Here is a 22,480-nt window from a genome sequence, read left to right on the forward strand (position 1 = left end):
TTTAATGTTCGGTTTTGGCAAAGACTTTTTCCAAGGCGCTCAAAAATGTTTCATTTTCCATTCGGGTACCCACAGTAATCCGAAGACAATCCTCACAGAGAATTACCTTGGACCGGTTACGAACTATAATTTTTTCATCGATTAAAGCAGCGTACACCTCATTTGCATTCGATATTTTGATCAAAAGGAAATTAGCCTGAGAAGGATACACTTTTTGAACAAAAGTTAAATCAGTTAATTTCTTGGCTAAAAAGGCTCTTTCTTCGAGTATCTCGGCAATCATCCGATTTACTTTACCAATATTTTGAATCGCTTCTAACACCGTGGCTTGAGTCAAACCCGAAATATTGTAAGGTGGCTTGATCAAATTTAAGATCCGGATGAGTTCCTTCGATGCAAATGCCATCCCCAAGCGCAGGGAGGCAAGTCCCCAAGCTTTGGAGAAAGTCTGCATAACCAGCAAGTTGGGAAACTCGGTTAATTCGGTAGTGAAGCTGGGCTCATCATTGAAGTCAATGTAGGCTTCATCCACTACGACCAAGCCCTGAAATTCCCGGATAATTCGCCGGATTTCAGTTCGATCCAATTTATTTCCACTCGGATTATTCGGGCTGCAGATGAAAATGATTTTGGTGTTTTTATCTATTTTCTCCAATACCCGATCTGTCTGCAATTGAAAATCTGGCGTAAGCGGTACCTTGCGCGTTTCAACATCATTGATTGCTGCGCTAACCTCATACATTCCATAGGTTGGAGGAAGAAGAATTACATTGTCTATCCCGGGCCGGCAAAATGCCCGAAACAACAAGTCAATTGCTTCATCTGATCCATTTCCTAAAAAGATCTGAGCGGGATCTACCTGCTTAATCTTTGCAATTTCAGCCTTTAAGGCATGCTGATAGGGATCAGGGTAGCGGTTGAAATCCTGCTCGGTAATCGATCCATATGGATTTTCGTTCGCGTCCAGGAATATTCCTTCTTTTCCGCTATACTCATCCCGGGCGGAGGTGTAAGGTTGTATTTTGGTAATATGTGGACGCAGGAGTGAGGTTAACTCAAAACTCATAAATTATTTTCTTTCAGGTAATTGAGTCGAATAGTTACGGCATTTTTGTGCGCATCGAGTAGTTCATTCTCTGCCATCACCTCTACGGTTGGGCCTAAATTTTTTAAGCCCTCAGCACTTATTTTCTGATAGGTTATTTTTTTGACAAATGAATCTAGGGAAACACCGCTGTAATTTCGGGCATAACCATAAGTTGGCAACGTATGATTGGTACCAGAGGCATAATCACCAGCTGATTCTGGAGTATAATTTCCAATGAATACTGAGCCTGCATTGATGATTCCTGCCACGACCTCTTCTTCATTTTTCACCGCGATAATTAAGTGCTCAGGGGCATAATCATTGATCAGTGCCAACGCATCTTCCTGTGTTTGAATCACAACTGCCACCGAATTAGTTAGGGCTTTTTTAGCAATATCTCTTCGGGAAAGATTTTCTAACTGCTTATTGATCTCTTTGAGCGCTTTTTTAGCAAATTTTTCCGAATGGGTGACCAACACGACTTGGGAATCCACTCCATGCTCGGCTTGAGAAAGAAGGTCTGCAGCCACAAAAGACGGAATGGCGGAATCATCGGCATAAACCAAAACTTCCGATGGACCTGCCGGCATATCAATAGCCACCCCGTATTTGGTAGCAATCTGTTTTGCCGCAGTGACAAACTGATTTCCCGGACCAAAAATTTTATCCACCTGTGGTACTGACTCAGTCCCAAAAGTCAAAGCAGCAATCGCTTGAGCTCCTCCAGCTTTGACGATTTTAGTAATGCCTATAAGCTGGGCTGTGAAAAGTATGGCTGGATGGACTTTGCCTTCCCGATTTGGGGGAGTGCAAAGTACAATTTCTTGACAACCTGCTATTTTTGCAGGAATGCCAAGCATAAGTACAGTACTGAATAAGGGTGCAGTCCCTCCGGGAATATACAAACCCACTCGCTGGATGGGAACATTTTTTCTTCTGCATATCACACCAGGCATGACCTCCTCAATCAATTCCTGTCCGGCCTGGGCTTGATGAAATCGTTCAATATTTTTCTTGGCCGTCTGGATAGCAACTTGAAGTTCGGGATCCAAGGCTGAAGTAGCTTCAGCCAGCTCATCTTGTCCAACTAAAAGAGAATCAAGATCAACATGATCGTATTCGTGTGCAAATTTATAAAGCGCCTTGTCACCGTTTCGTTTGACTTTGCGGAGAATTGGTTTGACGATTTTATTGATATCCTTGGTTTTGAACACGGGCCGGGCCAGTTCTTTTTTCCAAGTGGATGGGGCAGGGTTTACAAGAATGTTCATAGGTTGTAAAAAGATTAAATCACCATTTTTTCAATAGGAACAACGAGAATCCCCTCGGCTCCAGCAGCTCGGAGTTCTTCGATGTTTTCCCAAAACTGATCCTCGCTAATCACCGAATGTACGGAGGACCAACCCTGTTGGGCTAAAGGAAGAATGGTCGGGCTGCGCATCCCTGGGATTAAGCTGATAATTTTATCCAAAGATTCATTGGGCGCATTGAGCAGGACGTATTTATTGCTTTTCCCTTTTTGGACGGCATTCATTCGGAATAGTAACTTTTCGACAATCTCCGATTTCCAGCCCTCCAGGCTAGTATTGGCAATCAAAACGGCTTCTGATTTGAATATTTCTTCGACTTCTTTGAGTCCATTCATCATCAAAGTGGAGCCTGAGCTGACAATATCACAGATTCCTTCGGCTAAGCCAATGGATGGCGCAATCTCTACCGAACCTGAAATTTCGTGGATATCCGCTTTGATATTTTTGGCTTTGAGGTAATCACTGAGGATTTTAGGGTAGGAGGTGGCAATATTTTTCCCTTCAAAATACTGTATTCCACTATATTCCTGACCTTTAGGGATGGCTAGTGAAAGTCGACATTTTGAAAAGCCTAATTTTTTGAGCGTAATAACTGATTTATTTTTTTCTACCAGTTCGTTTTCTCCAACAATTCCCAAATCGGCGACGCCATCGGCTACATAGCCAGGGATATCGTCATCGCGAAGGAATAAAAATTCGATGGGGAAATTGGTGGATGTAGATTTTAATTTGCCTGTTCCGTTGTAGAATTTGATTCCACATTCTTTAATCAGGCTGAGTGAATCATCGGATAGTCTGCCACTTTTTTGGACAGCAATGCGAATTATTTTTTCCATGTCTGCAAGTTACACTAAGAAATAAAAGGGTGGTCATGTTTTAGTGGTGAAAGGCCGAATCCCTGTCATCAGCGTCACCGGGTGGGGGTGTAAAAGTATTCCTCAAAGGGAATGATGAAAATGATGCAACCCAATCACATGGTGATGGGCTCTAAAAATCTCAAATGATGGGATAAGTGTATTCATTTGGTCAGCAAAGATACGTTCTCTTATGAAACAGACAAGCTACAGAACTGTTTTGAGCAAATTATTTTCTGATCAAATTTCTAAATAAAATGGTGGATTAGGTTGAATCCTTTGGTTGATCAACCCCATCTGATAATTTTTATACCATCCCAATCCAAATCAACCGCCTGATTTTTTGGCTTTATAGCCCAAAGCAAGTAAAACCTGTAACACTTTATCTCGATGATCTCCTTGAATCAGGATTTCTCCTGCTTTGGCTGATCCTCCGACCCCACATTTGGTTTTGAGCAACTTTCCTAAATCCTTAAGATCCTCCTCGGTTCCCAAAAAACCCGCAACCAAAGTCACCTGTTTTCCTGCCCTTGACTTTTTATCCAGCATTACTTTCAATTTTTGCTCAGAAGGGGGAAGCGTTTGGTTGGTTTCTTCGGAGTCGTAGTCAAATTCAAACTCATCATTGGTGGAGAAAACCACCCCATCCCGTTTTTTCCAGTCGTTATTTCGTTTTGCCATGTTCAAAATTAAAAAAAGCCTGTGGTTTAGACAGGCTCTCAGTGATTATTCTTTTGCTCTAAAAGTCCAAACCGGTCGCTTGGCATGGTTGACCACATCCTCGGCGATACTTCCGGTAATCAAATGCATAAAACCGGTGCGCCCATGGGTAGCCATGGCGATCATATCCGCTTTGATATCTTCGGCAAATTCAATTATCCCCCCTTCTTCGGAAAGGGAATTGTAAATTTCTGCTTTGACACTTTCGAAGTGAAACTCCTTGGTAAAATACTTGATTCGCTGAAGGGATTCCCTGCTGGTTTCAAATGTACCTGGCGTATTGACAATGACGAAGTATAGCTCTGCATCAAACAAATGCTGGAGTCGTTTCACTCGGGCGGCAACCTCGGCAGAGTTTTCTCGGAAATCACTGGCAAATACAATTTTTTTGATGTCTTTAGGGTCAATCGGATGTTTGACCGTAACTACTGGGCAAGTAGCATTTCTGACCACTTTCTCGGTATTACTCCCTACAAAGATTTCTTCAATTCCTGAGGAACCCTGAGAACCCATGACCACAAGATCTGGATTTTCCTCTTTGATTGACTCATGAATGCCTTTAAACGCATTTCCCATTTTGATACGGGTAGTAAACTTAAATGAGCTATTTTTGAATTTCTCATCCAGTTCTTGCATTTGATTTTTTCGTCGATTGGTCAGCTCAACGAAAAAAATCTGATTTTCCATTTCAGGAATCATTTCACCACCACCCATGGTCCCAAAACCGGTATTGGCTGGAATTTCGAGTACATGAAGGACTTCTACATGCACATTGTCGAGTCGGTTGGCTAAGGCTGTGCAAAAGTCCAAAGCATATTGGGCTTGCTCTGAGAAATCGTAGGGTACGAGTATTTTGGTCATGGTTCAACGGGTTATTGCTTATGCCAATTTAACAGTTTTTTTAGATCAAAAAAGAGTTTTGGGGGGAATGATTACAAAAGAAGTCCCATACCAAAAAGTATAACCCAAAGTAAGGTACTGAGAGCCATTCTTTTCAAGAAAGGATCGGTTGCTTTCGAAGTTTTAGCTTTTTGTACTCCCATTCCGACCAATATCATCAGGGGTAAGGCAAGCAAAGCAAGCAGCGAGGGATAATTTTCGGAATAGATCGCCCAAATGATTAAACTGATATTTCCTAAATCCACTAAGATCCAATTGTAGGTGATGGCATGTTTTTTTCCGATCCTAACCGGAATGGATCGTTTGCCTGCTTTTTGATCGGAGTCAATGTCCCGGATATTGTTGATGTTCAATACCGAAGTGCTGAAAAATCCCAAGGAGGAGGCGATGAGTAAACTTTGTAAAGTAAAAGTTCCTGTGTGAAGAAAGTAGGTCCCCGAGACTCCTAAAAGCCCAAAAAAGACGAAAACCGAAATATCTCCGAAACCCAGATATCCATAAGGGTTTTTACCCGAGGTGTAGGTGATTGCCGCCCAAATGGCCGCGAGCCCCAAACCTAAAAAAATCAGAAATAAGGTCCAGTTTTGTACTGCGATAAATAATAGACCAAGCCCAGAAACCAGAGAAAAGATTCCAAACAAGATCATGGCCTGCTTCATCTCAGCCAAACTGATTAAGCCAGATTGTACGGCTCGTACAGGTCCTTGTCGTTCTGCTGAGTCTGCTCCGTGAACCGAATCTCCGTAATCATTCGAAAGGTTGGAAAGGATTTGTAAAAATGTGGTCGTTAATGCTGCAAGGACCAAAACCTCCCAGCGAAAATCTTGGTCGTATCCGGCTAAAAATGAACCAGCCAAAATACTGGCTAGGGCCAGGGGCAAAGTACGAAGCCTGACTGCATGCAGCCAGGCTTGTTTCTTAGTTTTTATTTCACTAGGTTCTGACATTCAATGATTATTGGTCTATCAATGAAAGTATAGCTTCATCTAGTGGAGTGATGGACGAGGGAAAGAATTTTTCCAATTCTCCGTTTTCATTCACATAGTATTTACAAAAATTCCAACTGGGCTCTTGATTGTTCCAGCCATTTTCTTTTTCATCAGAAAGCCAACGATAAAGGGGATGTTTGTCGAAACCTTTGACGGATATTTTTTCAAAAACCGGAAAGGTCACTCCGTAAGTTGAGGTGCAAAATTCCTTGATTTCTTCATTGCTACCAGGTTCCTGCCCCCCGAAATTATTGGCAGGAAAAGCCAAAACGGCAATTTGATCACCGTAGTTTTCGTGAAGTTCTTGCAAGGCTTCGTACTGAGGGGTATAGCCACACTCCGAAGCGACATTAACTAGAAGTACTTTTTTGCCTTTAAACTGACTAAAATCTACCTCCTTACCATCAATATCGTTGAGTTTGAAGTCGTAAAATTTACTATCGATCATTCGTTCATGCTGTTTTAGAAAATCTGCATTAAGCCTCTCTGGTCTTTCCAACGTTTTGCCGCAGGCAAAAGAGGCGGAAAACAATAAAATTGCAAATAGTTTTTTCATAATTACATTCGGTCAGGGACGGCAATACCAAGCAAACGCATTCCTTTTTTGATTGTTTTGGCTGTCTGGGCAGACAAAGCTACCCGAAATGCCAAAATACTGGCATCATTTTCTGAGAAAATAGGAACATCGGCATAGAAACGGTTGTATTCTTTTGCCAAATCAAAAAGATATTGAGCAATGATAGCTGGTGAATATTCTGTCCCTGCCTGAGCGATTTTTTTCTCAAAATCATTTAGAATCAAAATCAACGAGGTTTCTGATTCTGCCAATTGCCCCATTGAGGAAAAATCAGGATTTTGGTAGTTCACTTCAAGCTGATCGGCCTTGCGGAGTATAGAAGCAATTCGGGCATGTGAATATTGAATAAAAGGGCCAGTATTGCCCTGGAATTCGATTGATTCTTTGGGATTGAAAAGCATTCGTTTCTTCGGGTCTACCTTTAGCAGGAAATATTTCAGGGCTCCCAAACCCAAGATTCGGTAGAGTTCCTGTGCTTGTTTTTCATTGAATCCTTCGATTTTACCAAGTTCTTTGGTATGACTTTCAGCAGTATCGATCATTTCCTGCATGAGGTCATCGGCATCCACCACGGTACCTTCGCGGGATTTCATTTTTCCAGTGGGTAAATCCACCATCCCATAGGAAAGATGGTAGAGTCCTGGCCCATAAGAACGACCCAGTTTTCGCATGATTTTAAACAAGACCTCAAAATGATAATCTTGTTCGTTACCAACCACATAAACTGATTTGTCAATCTGAAAATCCCGATACTTCAAGTCTGCGGTGCCCATATCCTGGGTGATGTAAACCGAGGTTCCATCCGCTCTTAATACCAACTTTTCATCCAAGCCTTCCTCGGTCAGGTCCACCCAGACCGATCCGTTTTCCTTCTTGAAAAAGACGCCTTTCTTCAAGCCTTCCTCGACAATGTCTTTTCCCAACAGATACGTATCGGATTCGTAATAGAATTGATCAAAGTCAACCCCCATGGTCTGGTAAGTTACTTCAAAGCCGGCATAAACCCACTGGTTCATTTGTTTCCATAGTGCCACTGTCTGGGGATCATTCGCTTCCCATTTTCGAAGCATATCCTGGGCTTCAATCAGAATTGGAGCATTTTTTTTGGCTTCTTCCTCAGTTTGACCCTTTGCTTGGAGTTCCTTGATTTGAGTTTTATAAGTCTTGTCAAAAAGCACATAATATTTTCCCGCCAGATGATCTCCTTTTAATCCAGCAGATTCAGGGGTTTCTCCATTTCCAAAATGTAGATAAGCCACCATGGATTTGCAGATGTGGATTCCTCGATCATTGACCAGATTTGACTTGATTACTTCATAGCCATTGGCCTTGAGGATCTCAGCGACCGAATAACCCAAAAAATTATTTCGAAGATGGCCTAGGTGAAGCGGTTTGTTGGTATTTGGAGAAGAGTATTCCACCATAACTTTTTGGCCATTGGAAGGAAGTTGTCCGATGGTTTCTTTTCGGTATAAAGTGGTGAAAATATCAATCCAACTATTCTCATTTAATACCAAATTTAAGAAACCTTTGACCACGTTATAATCTGAAACGTCCCTACAGTTTTCTTTGAGGAAATCCCCAATTTTGGAGGCGGTCATTTCCGGGGAAAGTTTGGTCTGTTTTAGAAAAGTAAAAACCACAAAGGTGTACGTTCCTTCAAATTCCTTTCGAGTAGGAGCCAAATTGAGTTTATCGAGCTCGACTTCCAATTGAAAAATCTGCCTAAAGGCCTGTTGAATTCCACTAAGGATATTTTGCTGAATGCTCATGATAGGGTGTGCTATCTGTGGTTTTAATTATTATAACTAATTATAAATAAGCTGATTAATTTAATTAATCTAACTTGTTACTTTACTCTTTAGAAATGATCTACCAAAGATTTGGTGGTGATCTCCAATACTTCAAAAGCAGCTTCTGCCATGGTGTTTTCAGAGTCTAACGTGGGATTAACTTCAACGATTTCCCAGCAGCATACTCGTTTATCTTTGATCAATTCGGCATTGAGTAGGATGGCTTCCTCTATGGTTAATCCATCGGGAACTGGAGTGCCGGTGCCTACCGAAATGCTCGTATCCAAACTGTCCACATCAAAGGAGATGTAGAGTTGATCACAATTTTTTAACCGCTCTAACGTTTCGGCAGCAATTTTTGTGATTCCCTTTTCTCGCACTTCACTGGTTTTGAAATTTTTGATTCCATATTTATTTAGTAGGAAATCTTCAGGTGATTCAGTGTCACGGACGGAAATAAATACAATGTCCCTGGGGTCGATTTTGGGTTGATCTCCACCTATCCGTTTGATTCGCTCCCAGTAAGTTATCGTTTCCTCTGAAGGTTCATTGACCTTAGATTCTAAATTGTCCAGCTGAGTGACCATAGCTAGGGGCATGCCATGCATATTTCCCGAAGGAGTGGTGTAAGGAGTGTGTAGGTCAGCATGAGCATCAATCCAAATCACGCCCAATCGTTTTTCAGGTTCTGCGGCTTTGATCCCCATGATGGTGCCGGCCGCTGTACTGTGGTCACCGGCCAAAACGATGGGAAATTTCTTTTCCAGACGAAGGGACTCGATGGTAGAATAAACATTTTTGAGCACTTGGTACACCCCATCGATGTAGTTTGCATAAGGAAATTGATTTCCTTTCCACAGGTAATTATTGGCATCCTGCACATTTATCGGGTCAAATTGAGTGAAAAAATCCGATTTTTTATCCAAACTGGCAATCTTCAAAGCATCGATGCCTAAACTGGCCCCTCGGGTACCGGCTGCAAGTTCGGACCTTACCTCAACAAGCTTGATATCTCTCATATTTTTAAAAGTATTTGGGTTTGCTTTTTCAAGTGCGCAAAACTAGCTAAAAAGCCCCATTTATCCATTTCTTTTGGGATTTAGAAATTTTTATCCTAAGCAAAAATGGGATTCATGAAATCTTTGAGCAAGCTGGCTTGGTGGGATTTTCGGCTTTTGATTTGAATTGCGCTGAGAAAAAGCAATTTTTGTACTGCAATCTTAAAACTGGGCAAATGAACCGATACATTGATTTAATTCAACAGACTTTTGACTTTCCTACCAATGAATTTCATGTGGAGAATAATGAATTGTTTTTCAACGGAGTGAACCTTATGGAAATCATTCAAACCTATGGTACTCCATTAAAACTTACCTATTTGCCCAAAATTTCTGAAAGTATACAAAACGCGAAATCCTATTTCAATAATGCCATTCAAACGCATAACTATCAAGGTAAATACACCTATTGTTACTGCACAAAATCTTCGCATTTTAGTTTCGTGTTGGATGAAGCGTTAAAAAATGATATCCATATCGAGACCTCCTCGACGTTTGATATTCCTTTGGTCAGAAGCCTGTATGCCAAAGGCAAAATTACCAAAGATACCTACATTGTATGCAATGGCTTTAAGCGGGAGAAGTACAAGCAATACATCACCGAGTTGCTGAATGACGGTTTTAAAAACTGTGTGCCGATTTTGGATAATTTGACTGAAATTGATTATTACTTGGAACATGTAAACGTACCTTTTCAGGTCGGAATACGGATTGCCGCGGATGAGGAACCCAAATTCGGTTTTTACACTTCCAGACTGGGGGTGCGGTACAATGACATTCTAAGTCTATACGAAGAAAAAATCAAAAACAATCCAAAGGTAAGCCTGAAAATGTTGCATTTTTTCATCAATTCAGGGATTCGGGATACGGCATATTATTGGTCTGAATTAACTCGCTTTATCCAGAAATACGTGGATCTTAAAAAAATAGCGCCCAGCTTAGATACGATGGACATTGGAGGAGGCTGGCCGATAAAAACCAATGTGTTTTTTGACTATGACTACCAATACATGGCCGATCAGATTGTTAAAAACATCAAATGGATGTGTGCCAAAAACAACACCACCGAACCGAATATTTTTACTGAATTTGGAAGCTACACCGTAGGCGAAAGTGGTGCGGTACTTTATTCTGTTTTGGAGGAAAAACTTCAAAACGACAAGGAGCTATGGTATATGATCGATGGGTCATTTATTACCCAATTGCCTGATAGCTGGGGGCTCAATCAAAAGTACATCATGCTGGCAGTCAACAATTGGGACGAGGAATATCACAATATTTCCCTGGGAGGCCTAACCTGTGATAGCATGGATTATTATAACTCAGAGGCTCATCAATTCAATATTTATCTTCCCAAGGTGGAAAAGGGAAGGACACAATACATTGGATTTTTTCACACCGGTGCCTATCAGGAATCTTTGGGGGGGTATGGTGGCATTCAACATTGTTTGATTCCAGCACCTAAGCATGTCTTGATCGATCGTGATGAAAATGGCCAAGTGAAGCATTGGCTTTTCGCCTCGGATCAGACTGAGGAGAGCATGTTGAAAGTGCTAGGCTACCAGGAATGAGACTAAAACCTTCACGTTTTGATCTTTATAAAGAAAATAAAGCTTAAAAATTTTAAATCGGTCAATTCCTATCATCAAAGAAGAATCTATTGAAAAAGTCGAGGGGCATACTTTTTTGCAAAAAATCAATCGATTTCGTGAAATAGATTCTTTTTTCGTTAAAATACCCTGATTTTCAGCCAAATTATAGTTGGCAAGTATTTTGGTAACTTGAAGAACATGAAACAGCTTTTTTTCCTCTTCACACTTGTACTTTCCTGTGGTCTAAAACTGAGTGCACAGGAAACCAAAAATTATAAAGGAGGATATACCTTTAATGATCTCCGAGGAATTGGGGATTTTTATTATTACCTCATCGAAGATAATGAAGCTGTTTTAGACGGCAAATTTAACTTTGAATACAAAAAGCTCGACAGTCTCACTCGATCCAGTTTTCTAAAACTTAGCGTGGACGGATCCTACAAATCCTACAAAAAGGATAAAGATTGGGTATACAAAAAAGCGGAGCATAAAATCAAAATTGAGGATATCCAGAATCGGTCGATCATTGCTGAGCTCGAGAGCAAGTTCATTGATCTAAAAGCTCACTACAAAGAAGGAAAGCTACAGGGAATTTGGGATTACTATGAGAATCGATGGGTGGGAGAATCGGCTAAAGAGGTTTTCAAAGCGGAGGATTTAGTATTCCAAGCTGATAAACTCACAGGTAAAGTCCGTTTTGAAAGTGCCGACGGAGCGAATACCTACCAGATTTTTGGGCTAGTCAATGAAAAAGGATTAATGAATGGGAATTGGGACTTTTTTTATTCTTCAGATTCAATTTCTATCCATGAGACTCGGCGCTACGAAAGTGGTTTTTTGATCGGTTTGTCCAAAGTCAACAGCCTGACGAATGAAAAAATCGATGAAGTGGTTTTTTACAATGCCATTGAAAAGTTAGATTCTCTCAATCAGGGTTTTGAGGTAGATTATTCGGTTTCTGAGGAGTTTTTTGGACTTACTTTCAATGATGGATTTTCTGAAGAAAGCCAAGAGTATCAAGGCCAATATCGGGGGACTTATTTGCTTGAGGATGCATTGACTCGAATTTTACAGTTTGAGCAAGGTAATTTTATCCAAGAAGGCAACTTGGTCAAATCTCCGATATCGACCAGGAGATTTGCCTATGAAATTAGTAAAAAAGACAAGGAGCGTTATCAGGAAGCTATCGGGATTTTTGATGAATTACAGCGTGAGGCAGCTTTAAAAAGTCGTTTGGATTTTCTGATGCTCAATCAAAACACTGCTGATTCCCTTTCCTTCAGTAAGGCATATTTTGAATACCTGAATAATAAAGTCAAGAAGTTTGAACGGGTAATCGACCTTTTGAAAAGTGAAAGTATTCGCTTTTTTGACCCAAGTAACTACCTCCGGGACGGACTGGATTTTCTCAAAGAATCCGAAACGATCCAATATACCTACAGAGGCGAAGTGAAAACCAAAGAACTCGATTTCTCAGCAGTGGAGAAAGCCAATATGCTGGGTGAAGATCTGCTCAATTACCTCAATCAAGAACTCGCTTATTTTATTGAAATAGAGCAATATGTGAGTAGTCAACAGCAAGATTTCCGACAGGATAAGGATCTGGAAGCAATCGAATCGAGGATTTTGAGCGAGAAAGGCTTGATTGATAGTTTGCGAAAATCGCTTCGCCTAACAACGGATATTCATCGAACTTTGGTCCAGGCATTTTATGAAAATCTTGCGGTCGATCAATACCAGATTCTGTTGGATCAGTATAATGAAACTGAGGATTTTCTCGATAAGGCAAGTGCAGGGGACGAAATCATTGAATTGCTTCAATTTGTACTTTCCCGACTTCCCGAATTGGATCAGTATGCAGGTTTAGGACAACAACTTCAAGCTGAGTTTACCGAGAAAACCTTGGATCCATTTACCTTTGAGTCTGAATTTGAAGTACTTAGACAGGCCGCCTTGGTTCAAGCAGCCCAACGAATCATCTCCTATGAATTGAATCAAATCGAGCAAACTAAAGACTTTGAAGTGGTCAGAGCACGACTCCTGACCCTGGAATCCCTCAAAAACCGACTTTTGGAACTCAAAGGCAGAAATACCAAGCGATTGGAACGAAACCTCAACCAGGCCGGATCCGATATTAACCAACTTAAAAAATTGCTATCACTGTGAGATTGCATAAACTTACGATACATCAGGCTGGGATTACCTTCCTTTTGACTGCGGCATTTTCACTTCTTTGTGGAGTTGGTTTTGCTCAAAGTCAAAGCAAAGAGGAAGAACCCGAACAGCGAAATACGGCGCGAAGATCCGAGCTTTGGAATGGATTATACACCAAATATCGGGTCGGGGAAAAGCTCTATTATTATGGTGAGTATCACGTTCGAACGCGTGATCAGCTCGTGCAAAATATGGCTCAGATTTATCTCCGGTTTGGGATGAGTTATATTATCAACAAAAATCTAGAAATCACCGGTGGGATTGCGACACCATTTTATTGGGCTACTCCTGACTACAAAAATCAAGAAAAACCCTATGATAACGTAGTCAATCAGTTTCGGTTTTGGCAGCAGGCACTGTTTATCCAGTCGATGGGACGGGCAAAAGTATACCATCAAATCCGTACTGAACAGCGCTGGAGAAGGGATAATTATGTCGGTTCTCCGTTTGAGCTGACCTGGAGATGGCGCTATAAAATCGCCACCTATATTCCGATTAATTCTCCCAAATTACAGCAAGGGACTTACTTTGCTTCGTTGTATAACGAGCTCTTCATCCAAACTGGAAAACCGGTTATCCGAAACCCTTTTGAGGACAACCGGACCTTTGTCGGGATCGGCTATATTTTGAATGAAAATGTGCAGTTTCAAGCCGGGTATGCAAAAAGTTTTCAGCAGCGAGACTCAGGGATTGACTATGTCAATCGGGATTTAATCCGTTTCTCGGTGTATCACAATCTTGATTTTACCAAACGAAAAACCCCACCTGTGGAATTTCAGCCGGTTTTTTGATTTAGAAGAAATACGGAAAATAAATCAAACAAGCGATCAGAAATGCAGTAAAAGCAGCGAATGTCACGGCTCCAGATCCGATGTCTTTGATCAATCCGATTTTGCTGTGAAAATCTGGATGGATAAAGTCACAGATTTTTTCAATCGCAGTATTGAGGCTCTCCACAGACAAGACCAATCCGATCGCTAAAATCTGAAGGGCCCATTCCATTGGTTTAATTGCCAAATAGAACCCCAAAACCGTAAATGCTAGCGCAAAAATACCTTGGGCCATGATGGAATTTTCGTTTCGGATCAACCAAAAAAAGCCTTTCAAAGCAAAGTAGATACTTTTGATCCGGCCCAGAATGAAGTTTGCCATAGCGTTTTTTTTAGTCAAAAATAGAAAGAAAGGGCTTTTGTTAAAGCAAAAAATCTCCTATTCTTTTACAAGAAAAGGAGATTGATTTGAGGAAACTTGGAGTCGAAATTCCGTTAGTTTTTACCAAAGGAACCCTCGCAGTGATCAATTATTTCCCCGTTTAAACTTAAATAGGAACCCATTGCATCCGCAGTCATGCAAGAGTGAACGGGGAGAATCCCGAGAAGCTGACCGATTTTTGCCGTTTGCATCAAGGAATCAGAAGCTTTGATAATTCCGTGTTCCTGAGAAATACTTTTCAAATAGGAACGGTTTTGAATTTCGGGAATTTCCCAGCCATGTTCATTCAGGTAGACCACTTCTCCAAAATTAGCCGAGCCATCTTCTTCTTTTAATGCGTCCTTGGCCAGGTGGACTCCCCCTCCATGTACTAAAATTTCATTTCTTTCTCGATTGATATCTACGATCGGCACTGCCAGGACCACGGCAATATCTGATTTGAAACAGCCACCCAGTTTTTCTTGCATTAAATCATAAAAGACAAAGTTTCCCGGTCCCATTTCATCGATATCTCCAAAATCTTCCATTACCGCACAGCCAGGGGTATCACCCGTTCGGGTCAAAAGTTCTGGATATTCAGTTCGGTATTTGTTTTTGAGCATGGATAGCGCATTGCGGGTTTGTTCATAAAGCTCAGGAATATCGGGCATGTAGTAGGAATGACCTGCGTGTAAATAAAACCCTTTAAAATTAAGGTTTTCTGATTTTTTACTAATCAAAAGTATCTCTTCAATCAATCCAAAATCGGAAACCGAAACCCCCGTTCGCCCATATCCCGCATCTATTTCAATAAAAAAACCAACAGGAACGGTCAGCTCATCCACTAAGCGCTTTGCGGTCACCGGATTGATGACCTGTACGGAAATGGATTGGGCTTTTGCCAGGGTATTTAGCGTTGGGATTTCTCTCACATTGAATGGGAATGCGATATGAATATTTTTCCAGCCTTGACCGCTAAGGTACTCGGCCATTTTGATCGAAGAGACTGAAATTTCGGTAATCCCATAGTCTTTAGCCCAACCACCGATCTTGCGGGACTGGGCAGTTTTCCAATGAGGAGCAAGATTTAATTCGTGACGCTTCGCTTTTTCTGCCATTCGCTTCAGATTTGCTCTGCAGATTTTTTCGTCGATGAGTAGGGTAGGAGAACTAATTGTGGAGAGGTAAGACATCGTGATTTATATTAGGCTTTTTGGTTCGAAGGTTAAAAATAAGAAATTCTCAGAACAGGGGAATGGATAAAGGGCTTAACCTCGCAAATGAGCGGATCGACTTGTCTTTCTTTTCTCTGTATTTGATGATTTTAATCATTGAAACTGTTGACGGAGATAGGCAACTTATTGAAAGAAAATATCCACCTTTCTTTATTGAAAAAATGCAGCTATGGTATTCAAAATTCAAGGTCCATTCCTCACTGAAGTCGGGGAAATAGCGCGATTTACGGGGCGTTTTTTCCGTGAGGTCACCAAGCCTCGGCAGGAGTGGGAAGAATTTATCAACCAATGCTACTGGGTAGGGTATAAATCCTTGACCCTAGTTGGAATTACTGCCTTTATAATGGGACTGGTTTTGACAATTCAGTCTCGCCCAACCTTGGTCGAATTTGGCGCCGCTTCACTTTTGCCAGCCATGGTTTCTGTTTCTTTGGTTCGCGAGATTTCACCGGTAATCACCGCTTTGATTTGTGCCGGAAAGATAGGTTCAGGGATGGGAGCAGAACTTGGCTCCATGCGGGTGACTGAGCAAATCGACGCCATGGAGGTTTCAGGTACCAATCCTTTCAAATATCTTGTGGTCACCCGAGTGCTGGCAAGCACCCTGATGGTCCCTGTATTGTCCAGTTTGGCGATTGCTATTTCCATTTATGGAGGATATTTGGGAGTGAACATTCGGGGTGAAGTGAGTTGGTCCCTGTACTGGTTCCAGGCCTACGATGCGTTGAGTTATGGAGATTTCATCCCGGGTTTTGTAAAAACCTTCTTTTTTGGGTTTGCGATCGGAATTGTTGGGACCTACAAGGGATATACTTCTAAAAAGGGAACCGAAGGAGTTGGGCAATCGGCTACCACAGCGGTAATTGTAGCTTCGCTATTGGTCTTCGTTCTTGATTTGCTGGCAGTTCAATTGATGGATTTAATGGGTCTGACTTAATATGGGACAAGCCGAATTAATGATTAAAGTCGAACACATCAGCAAAGCATTTGGGGATAATGTCGTGCTCAATGATTTTTCCATGGAATTAAAAGCCCAGGAGAATTTAGTGATTTTGGGAAAATCTGGCTCTGGTAAATCCGTCTTGATCAAATGCATCATCAATCTATTGGAACCTGATTCGGGCAGAATCGAAGTTCTGGGAAAAGATATCAATCAATTAAATCAGGAAGAAATGGATGATTTGAGAGCCGATGTTGGGTTTTTATTTCAGGCTAATGCACTCTATGATTCCATGACTGTGAGGCAAAATCTGGAATTTCCACTTCGGCGCCACTGGACACAAGAACAAAGAGAAAAAGATGCGAAAAACGCCATTTTGGAGGCCTTGGAAGATGTGGGATTGGTCCATACCTTGGATATGATGCCAGCAGAACTTTCCGGCGGAATGCGTAAACGTATTGCCTTGGCCAGAACTCTGATCTTAAAACCCCAAGTGATTCTTTACGATGAACCTACCACTGGACTTGATCCGATTACGGCACGAGAAATCAGCAATTTAATTGTTAAAATTCAGCATAAATATCAAACTGCTTCTGTCATCATTTCCCACGATATGAATTGTATTCGCATTACTTCAAATCGGGTGATTATGCTGATCGATGGGAAGAATTATGCCTGTGATACCTTAGAGAATTTACATCAAAACCCCGATCCGAAGATTCGGGAATTCTTCGATTGATTATGAAAAAGGAAAAACAAATGGCACATGCAAAACTGGGGTTTATGGTCTTAGCCGGAATGGTATTTTTGGTTTTCTCCCTCTACATGATCGGGAAAAATCAAAATATCTTTGGGACATCTTTTCAATTGTATGCAGACCTTGAAAACATCAATGGACTGCTGCCCGGCAATAATGTGCGTTTCCGTGGAATGGATATAGGAACTGTAAGCGGGGTAGAAATGCTGGACGATCAAACCATTCGGGTAGGCTTACTCATCCATAAATCCAAACAGCAATTTATAGGCAAAAATTATGAAGTGACGATTAGTACCGATGGCTTAATGGGAAATAAAGTCCTTCAGATTTTGGTAGTCAATGGAGATTTTGCCCCAGTTGAGGAGGGAGATGTGCTTGGTGCCAGTTTGGTCTCGGGCACGAATGAACTAATGGGTCGACTTGATCGATCGGGGGAATACCTGGAAAAGTCACTGATTAATATTACCGCGATCACCGAGCGATTGAATTCCAATAATTTGCTTTGGGATTTTTTATCTGATGAGGAGTTAACCCTAGAGATTAAAAAGACCCTTGGTGAATTTCGTCAAGCGGGTACGGCGGCAAGAAAAATGACTCAGGCGGGTGAAGAAATCTTGACTCATCTTCAGGAAGGTGAGGGCTTGGTCCATACGCTATTTACCGACACCACCATGGTTTCTTCTTTTGAACAATCCATGCATGCTTTGGCCCGAAGCACCGATCAAGCAGCGGTGCTTATGGAAAATCTGGCTCAAATCAGTGCTAACCTGGAAGATGGAAAAGGCACCGCAGGGATGCTGTTGAATGATTCAAGTTTTCAGGAACATGTTTCTCAACTGATGGTTGAGCTCAGAGAAAGTTCAGAAAAACTCAATGAAAATCTGGAAGCCATGCGAAGTAATATCCTTTTTCGGCGGTATTTTAGAAAACAGGAAAAAGAAGCCGGAAATTAGAACGGATTGATTTTACTGGTGAAGATCCTTTCTTTTCGGTAACGGCTGCTGAATGGCAGGTGTATTTTACCCTAACAATTGTACATAAGCCCGTCAATTCTACTAATTTTGAGTCCCGATGAAAAAGGCGCATTTTTGTGCCTTAATTCGTTTATTCAATCATTCGTTTGCATTAATCTTCATGGAAGCAAAACAGATCCGGAGTACCTTTATTTCCTTTTTCCAATCCAAACAGCACCAGTTTGTCCCTTCAGCACCGATTGTGATTAAAAATGATCCAACGCTGATGTTTACCAATGCAGGGATGAATCAATTCAAAGATGCTTTTCTCGGAAATGAAACTGCTAAGTTTTCCCGAGTAGCTAACTCCCAAAAATGCCTTCGTGTGAGCGGTAAACACAATGATTTAGAAGAGGTGGGAGTGGATACCTACCACCATACCATGTTTGAAATGTTGGGCAATTGGTCTTTTGGAGATTATTTTAAACAAGAAGCGATAGCCTGGGCTTGGGAGCTTTTGACCGAAGTGTACAAACTGCCAAAAGATCAACTCTACGTCTCGGTTTTTGAGGGAGACAAAGGAGATCAATTGGGAATGGATCAAGAAGCATACGATTTCTGGAAAGCCATTGTACCCGAGGACCGAATTATCATGGGTTCCAAAAAGGATAATTTTTGGGAGATGGGTGATACCGGACCTTGCGGTCCCTGTTCGGAAATCCACATTGACTTGCGTTCAGAAGAAGAAAGAGCCTCGATTCCAGGACGATACTTGGTCAATAATGACCATCCTCAGGTGATTGAAATCTGGAACCTGGTCTTTATGCAGTACAATCGACTCTCAGATGGTACATTAAAGGAACTTCCTGCCAAGCATGTGGACACCGGAATGGGGTTTGAGCGATTGGTGCGAGCGATACAGGCCAAATCCTCCAATTATGACACGGATTTATTTACGCCTTTTATCCAATACCTGGAGCAAAAATCAGGGAAATTGTATGGAAAAGACGAGCAAACTGACATAGCCTTTCGAGTGATCGTGGATCATATTCGGGCGATTTCATTTACGATTGCAGATGGGCAGCTTCCCTCAAACAATAAAGCGGGCTACGTAATTCGAAGAATTCTCCGAAGAGCAGTGCGCTATGGATATACCTTTTTAGGGTTTTCAGAGCCATTTTTACATGAGTTGACAGGGTTGATTGCTGAAAATTTCGGTGAAATTTTTCCTGAAGTGAAAGATCAAAGGGATTTTATTGCCAAGGTGATTCAAGAAGAAGAAAGCTCGTTTTTGAGAACCTTGGATAAAGGTCTAAAAATGCTTGACTCGATCAAGGCTGAATTGGGCGAAAAAGGTGAGCAGGTCATTTCCGGAAAGACCGCTTTTGAGTTGTATGATACTTTTGGCTTTCCATTGGATCTGACCTCATTGATTGCTAGGGAGAGTGGTTTTTCCTTAGATGAACAAGGGTTTGCCTCTGAAATGGAAAAGCAGAAAAATCGATCCCGGGCTGCATCTGAGTCGGAAACTGGCGATTGGGTCTTAGTTCATGAAGATGAAGGTGTGGAGTTTATCGGTTATGATTTTCTGGAGTCTTTTGCCCACATCATCAAGTACCGGACCGTCAAGGATAAAAAAGGGGATAAGTATCAATTGGTACTCGATAAAACACCATTTTATGCCGAAAGCGGAGGACAAGTTGGCGATACGGGTTGGTTGATATCCGAAAGTGAAAAAATCAGAGTGATTGACACGAAGCGAGAAAATGATTTGATTGTTCATTTTGTGGAGAAGCTTCCTAAAAAACCGGAAGTCCGATTTTCAGCTGAAATCGATAAAGAAAAACGTCAGCTTACGATGAATAATCACACGGCTACTCATTTGCTTCAATCAGCCCTTCGGCAGGTACTTGGTAGTCATATTCAACAGCGAGGTTCTTTAGTGAACCATCAAGTTCTGCGATTTGATTTTTCTCATTTTGCAAAAATGACAGATGAAGAGCTCAACCAAGTGGAGCATATTGTCAATGCTAAAATCAGGGAGAATATTGCGCTGATGGAGCAGCGGAATGTTCCCATCGAAGAAGCAAAGAAAATGGGGGCTACGGCACTATTTGGAGAGAAATACGGAGACTATGTGCGTGTGATCACGTTTGATCCCAACTTTTCTGTGGAGCTTTGTGGCGGTACTCATGTGTCCTCTACCTCCCAAGTAGGACTTTTTAAAATCGTTTCCGAAGGTTCAGTAGCCTCTGGGGTACGCCGAATAGAAGCCCTTACGGCTGCTGCTGCGGAGAATTATTTTCGCCAACAGGAAACGCTTTTGAAAGAATTGAAGGATTTGTTAAAAAATCCCAAAGATTTGAGAAAATCCATAGAGAATTTGATCGATGAGCGTAATGAACTGAAAAAGGAAATAGAAGGTCTTTATTTGGAGAAAGCCTCTTCGATAAAAAAGGATTTGCTCCAGCAAGTTCAAATTAAAGATGGCATGCAGACCCTTGTAGCCAAAATCACATTACCCCATGCAGATGCTCTGAAAAAACTGGCGTATGAATTGAAAAATGAATTGGAAAATGCTTTTGTGATTTTGGCCGCGAATATTTCCGAAAAACCTCAAATTGCGGTCATTCTAGCGGAGGATTTAATCCAGTCAAAAGGTTTGAATGCCGGTCAAATTGTAAGAGAATTGGCCAAGGAGATTCAAGGTGGAGGAGGGGGACAGCCGTTTTTTGCGACAGCGGGAGGAAAGAATCTCGAGGGGTTGAATCAAGTCGTGACTAAGGCTCGAAAATTATATCAATAAGAAAGTGAACACATACGCATGATCAGCGAAGAAATAAAAAATAAGTATCAACTCGTCATCGGCCTGGAAGTTCATGCCCAACTGCAGACGCAGAGTAAGATTTTTGCTGCAGACTCCACCAAGTTTGGTAACGAACCCAATACGCAAGTTTCTGCGATCACACTCGGTCATCCGGGTACACTTCCCAAAGTAAACAAAAAAGCTATAGAATTTGCGATCAAAATGGGCTTGGCCTGTAATTGTACGATCACGCGTCATACCCTTTTTTCCAGGAAAAACTATTTCTATCCAGACCTTCCCAAGGGCTATCAAATTACGCAAGACAAAGCTCCAATTTGCGTGGGTGGGCAGGTGCCCATTCAGCTTGCTGACGGCACCAAAAAATCAATTCAACTCAATCGGATTCATTTGGAGGAGGATGCAGGTAAATCCATCCACCTGGATAACCAGACCGATACTTTGGTGGATTTTAATCGAGCAGGTACTCCCTTGATTGAGATTGTAACTGAACCTGATTTACGAAGCCCGGAGGAGGCCACTGCTTTTTTGGCAGAAATCAAAAAGCTGGTGAAGTACCTTGAGATTTGTGATGGGAATATGGAGGAGGGTTCTCTTCGTTGTGATGCCAATATCTCGGTAATGCCCAAACAAGCCAAAGAATACGGAAAGAAAGTGGAAGTGAAAAATATGAATTCTTTCCGGAATGTGGCAAAAGCAATCGAACACGAGCATGAACGAATAATCGCTTTGTTAGAGGAAGGAAAAGAAATCGTCTCGGAAACCCGAACGTTCGATGCCGATACCGGACGCACAGCACCCATGCGCACCAAAGAAGACTTAAATGATTATCGCTATTTTCCTGAGCCTGATCTCAGTCCAGTGGTGATCTCTGAAGAATGGCTCAATTCGGTCCGTCATACCCTTCCGGCTTTACCCCGGGAGCTTTATGCTAAGTTTGTGACCGAATACGGGCTACCGGATTATGATGCGGCTTTTCTGAGCGAATCAAAAGAAATAGCCACTTGGTTTGAAGAACTCTGCTTAAAAACAAACAACTATAAAGCTGCATCCAATTGGATGATGGGACCGATTAAGTCTTATCTAAATGAGCAAAATCTCACTATTGAAGAACTTCCAATTACTCCTGAAATTTTGGCCGAACTGATTCAGCTTATAGACGATGGAATAGTCAGCTTTTCATCCGCTTCACAAGCGATTTTTCCGGAGTTGCTAAGTGCTGGGGATCAATCTCCGGTTGAAATAGCGGAGCGTTTGAATTTGATTCAAGAAAGTGATGAGGCTTCGTTGAGACCTGTGGTACAACTTGTGTTGGATGAAAATAAATCCAAAGTGGCGGAATACCGATCGGGTAAAAAAGGTCTCATGGGAATGTTTATGGGACAAGTGATGAAAAAGTCCCAAGGAAAAGCTGATCCGAAGGTGGCTACAAAATTGTTGACAGAATTATTGAAAAATTAGAATTATTTGGATATCATTTTAGGTG

The 22,480-nt window shown here is 41.6% G+C and carries 19 protein-coding genes; 8 read left to right on the forward strand and 11 right to left on the reverse strand.

Going from position 1 to position 22,480, the window contains the following annotated elements; genetic code table 11:
- Position 1: 1 nt before the first annotated feature.
- The 9 genes from hisC to rocF form a co-directional block, all read right to left on the reverse strand.
- On the reverse strand, positions 2 to 1,066 hold the full coding sequence (gene hisC / locus Q0L00_RS00545; RefSeq protein WP_297334902.1) for a histidinol-phosphate transaminase: 1,065 nt from the start codon (positions 1,064 to 1,066) through the stop codon (positions 2 to 4).
- Entirely contained in the window at positions 1,063 to 2,358 is a 1,296-nt protein-coding gene (gene hisD, locus Q0L00_RS00550) for a histidinol dehydrogenase (protein ID WP_297334903.1), read from the reverse strand. The genes hisC and hisD overlap by 4 nt, the downstream gene beginning before the upstream one ends.
- Positions 2,359 to 2,372: 14 nt before the next feature.
- Positions 2,373 to 3,233: an ATP phosphoribosyltransferase gene (hisG, locus tag Q0L00_RS00555; protein WP_297334904.1), complete on the reverse strand. Its 861-nt coding sequence runs from the start codon at positions 3,231 to 3,233 to the stop codon at positions 2,373 to 2,375.
- A 345-nt stretch (positions 3,234 to 3,578) separates the two neighbouring features.
- Positions 3,579 to 3,932, reverse strand: coding sequence for a translation initiation factor (locus Q0L00_RS00560; RefSeq protein WP_297334905.1), 354 nt, complete (start codon positions 3,930 to 3,932; stop codon positions 3,579 to 3,581).
- Between the two features lie 45 nt (positions 3,933 to 3,977).
- On the reverse strand, positions 3,978 to 4,832 hold the full coding sequence (locus Q0L00_RS00565) for a universal stress protein (RefSeq protein ID WP_297334906.1): 855 nt from the start codon (positions 4,830 to 4,832) through the stop codon (positions 3,978 to 3,980).
- Between the two features lie 71 nt (positions 4,833 to 4,903).
- Entirely contained in the window at positions 4,904 to 5,818 is a 915-nt protein-coding gene (locus tag Q0L00_RS00570; RefSeq protein ID WP_297334907.1) for a 1,4-dihydroxy-2-naphthoate polyprenyltransferase, read from the reverse strand.
- Positions 5,819 to 5,825: 7 nt separating this feature from the next.
- Entirely contained in the window at positions 5,826 to 6,416 is a 591-nt protein-coding gene (locus Q0L00_RS00575) for a glutathione peroxidase (protein ID WP_297334908.1), read from the reverse strand.
- 2 nt (positions 6,417 to 6,418) lie between these two features.
- The gene (argS, locus tag Q0L00_RS00580; RefSeq protein ID WP_297334909.1) at positions 6,419 to 8,209 is read right to left on the reverse strand and encodes an arginine--tRNA ligase; all 1,791 of its coding nucleotides are present in this window, start codon (positions 8,207 to 8,209) and stop codon (positions 6,419 to 6,421) included.
- A gap of 89 nt (positions 8,210 to 8,298) precedes the next feature.
- A complete protein-coding gene (gene rocF, locus Q0L00_RS00585; RefSeq protein ID WP_297334910.1) occupies positions 8,299 to 9,249 on the reverse strand; it encodes an arginase in 951 nt (316 codons plus the stop codon).
- A 215-nt stretch (positions 9,250 to 9,464) separates the two neighbouring features.
- Between rocF and Q0L00_RS00590 the strand changes: the two genes are divergently transcribed.
- The 3 genes from Q0L00_RS00590 (at position 9,465) to Q0L00_RS00600 (ending at position 13,885) form a co-directional block, all read left to right on the forward strand.
- Positions 9,465 to 10,859 carry an arginine decarboxylase gene (locus Q0L00_RS00590; protein ID WP_297334911.1) on the forward strand — a complete coding sequence of 465 codons (1,395 nt, stop codon included), beginning with the start codon at positions 9,465 to 9,467 and terminating at the stop codon, positions 10,857 to 10,859.
- A 219-nt stretch (positions 10,860 to 11,078) separates the two neighbouring features.
- On the forward strand, positions 11,079 to 13,046 hold the full coding sequence (locus tag Q0L00_RS00595; RefSeq protein WP_297334912.1) for a hypothetical protein: 1,968 nt from the start codon (positions 11,079 to 11,081) through the stop codon (positions 13,044 to 13,046).
- Positions 13,043 to 13,885: a DUF2490 domain-containing protein gene (locus Q0L00_RS00600; RefSeq protein WP_297334913.1), complete on the forward strand. Its 843-nt coding sequence runs from the start codon at positions 13,043 to 13,045 to the stop codon at positions 13,883 to 13,885. Before Q0L00_RS00595 ends, Q0L00_RS00600 begins: the two co-directional genes overlap by 4 nt.
- Position 13,886: 1 nt before the next feature.
- Here Q0L00_RS00600 and Q0L00_RS00605 read toward each other — a convergent pair whose 3' ends face one another.
- Positions 13,887 to 14,246 (reverse strand): diacylglycerol kinase family protein, encoded by a 360-nt coding sequence (locus tag Q0L00_RS00605; protein WP_297334914.1) that lies wholly within the window; start codon positions 14,244 to 14,246, stop codon positions 13,887 to 13,889.
- Between the two features lie 113 nt (positions 14,247 to 14,359).
- A complete protein-coding gene (locus Q0L00_RS00610) occupies positions 14,360 to 15,478 on the reverse strand; it encodes an alanine racemase (protein WP_297334915.1) in 1,119 nt (372 codons plus the stop codon).
- A 211-nt stretch (positions 15,479 to 15,689) separates the two neighbouring features.
- Here Q0L00_RS00610 and Q0L00_RS00615 point away from each other — a divergent pair, with 211 nt between their 5' ends.
- From Q0L00_RS00615 to gatB, 5 genes are all read left to right on the forward strand, one after another.
- Positions 15,690 to 16,457 (forward strand): ABC transporter permease, encoded by a 768-nt coding sequence (locus Q0L00_RS00615; RefSeq protein ID WP_297334916.1) that lies wholly within the window; start codon positions 15,690 to 15,692, stop codon positions 16,455 to 16,457.
- Between the two features lie 19 nt (positions 16,458 to 16,476).
- Positions 16,477 to 17,199 (forward strand): ATP-binding cassette domain-containing protein, encoded by a 723-nt coding sequence (locus Q0L00_RS00620; RefSeq protein WP_297334917.1) that lies wholly within the window; start codon positions 16,477 to 16,479, stop codon positions 17,197 to 17,199.
- A gap of 2 nt (positions 17,200 to 17,201) precedes the next feature.
- Positions 17,202 to 18,170: an MlaD family protein gene (locus Q0L00_RS00625; RefSeq protein ID WP_297334918.1), complete on the forward strand. Its 969-nt coding sequence runs from the start codon at positions 17,202 to 17,204 to the stop codon at positions 18,168 to 18,170.
- A 181-nt stretch (positions 18,171 to 18,351) separates the two neighbouring features.
- Positions 18,352 to 20,976, forward strand: a complete 2,625-nt coding sequence (alaS, locus tag Q0L00_RS00630) for an alanine--tRNA ligase (RefSeq protein ID WP_297335001.1) — start codon at positions 18,352 to 18,354, stop codon at positions 20,974 to 20,976.
- Positions 20,977 to 20,994: 18 nt separating this feature from the next.
- Entirely contained in the window at positions 20,995 to 22,455 is a 1,461-nt protein-coding gene (gatB, locus tag Q0L00_RS00635) for an Asp-tRNA(Asn)/Glu-tRNA(Gln) amidotransferase subunit GatB (protein WP_297334919.1), read from the forward strand.
- Positions 22,456 to 22,480 lie beyond the last annotated feature (25 nt).

The sequence above is a fragment of the Algoriphagus sp. genome (assembly GCF_024305035.1).
In the GTDB taxonomy this organism is placed as follows: Bacteria; Bacteroidota; Bacteroidia; order Cytophagales; family Cyclobacteriaceae; genus Algoriphagus.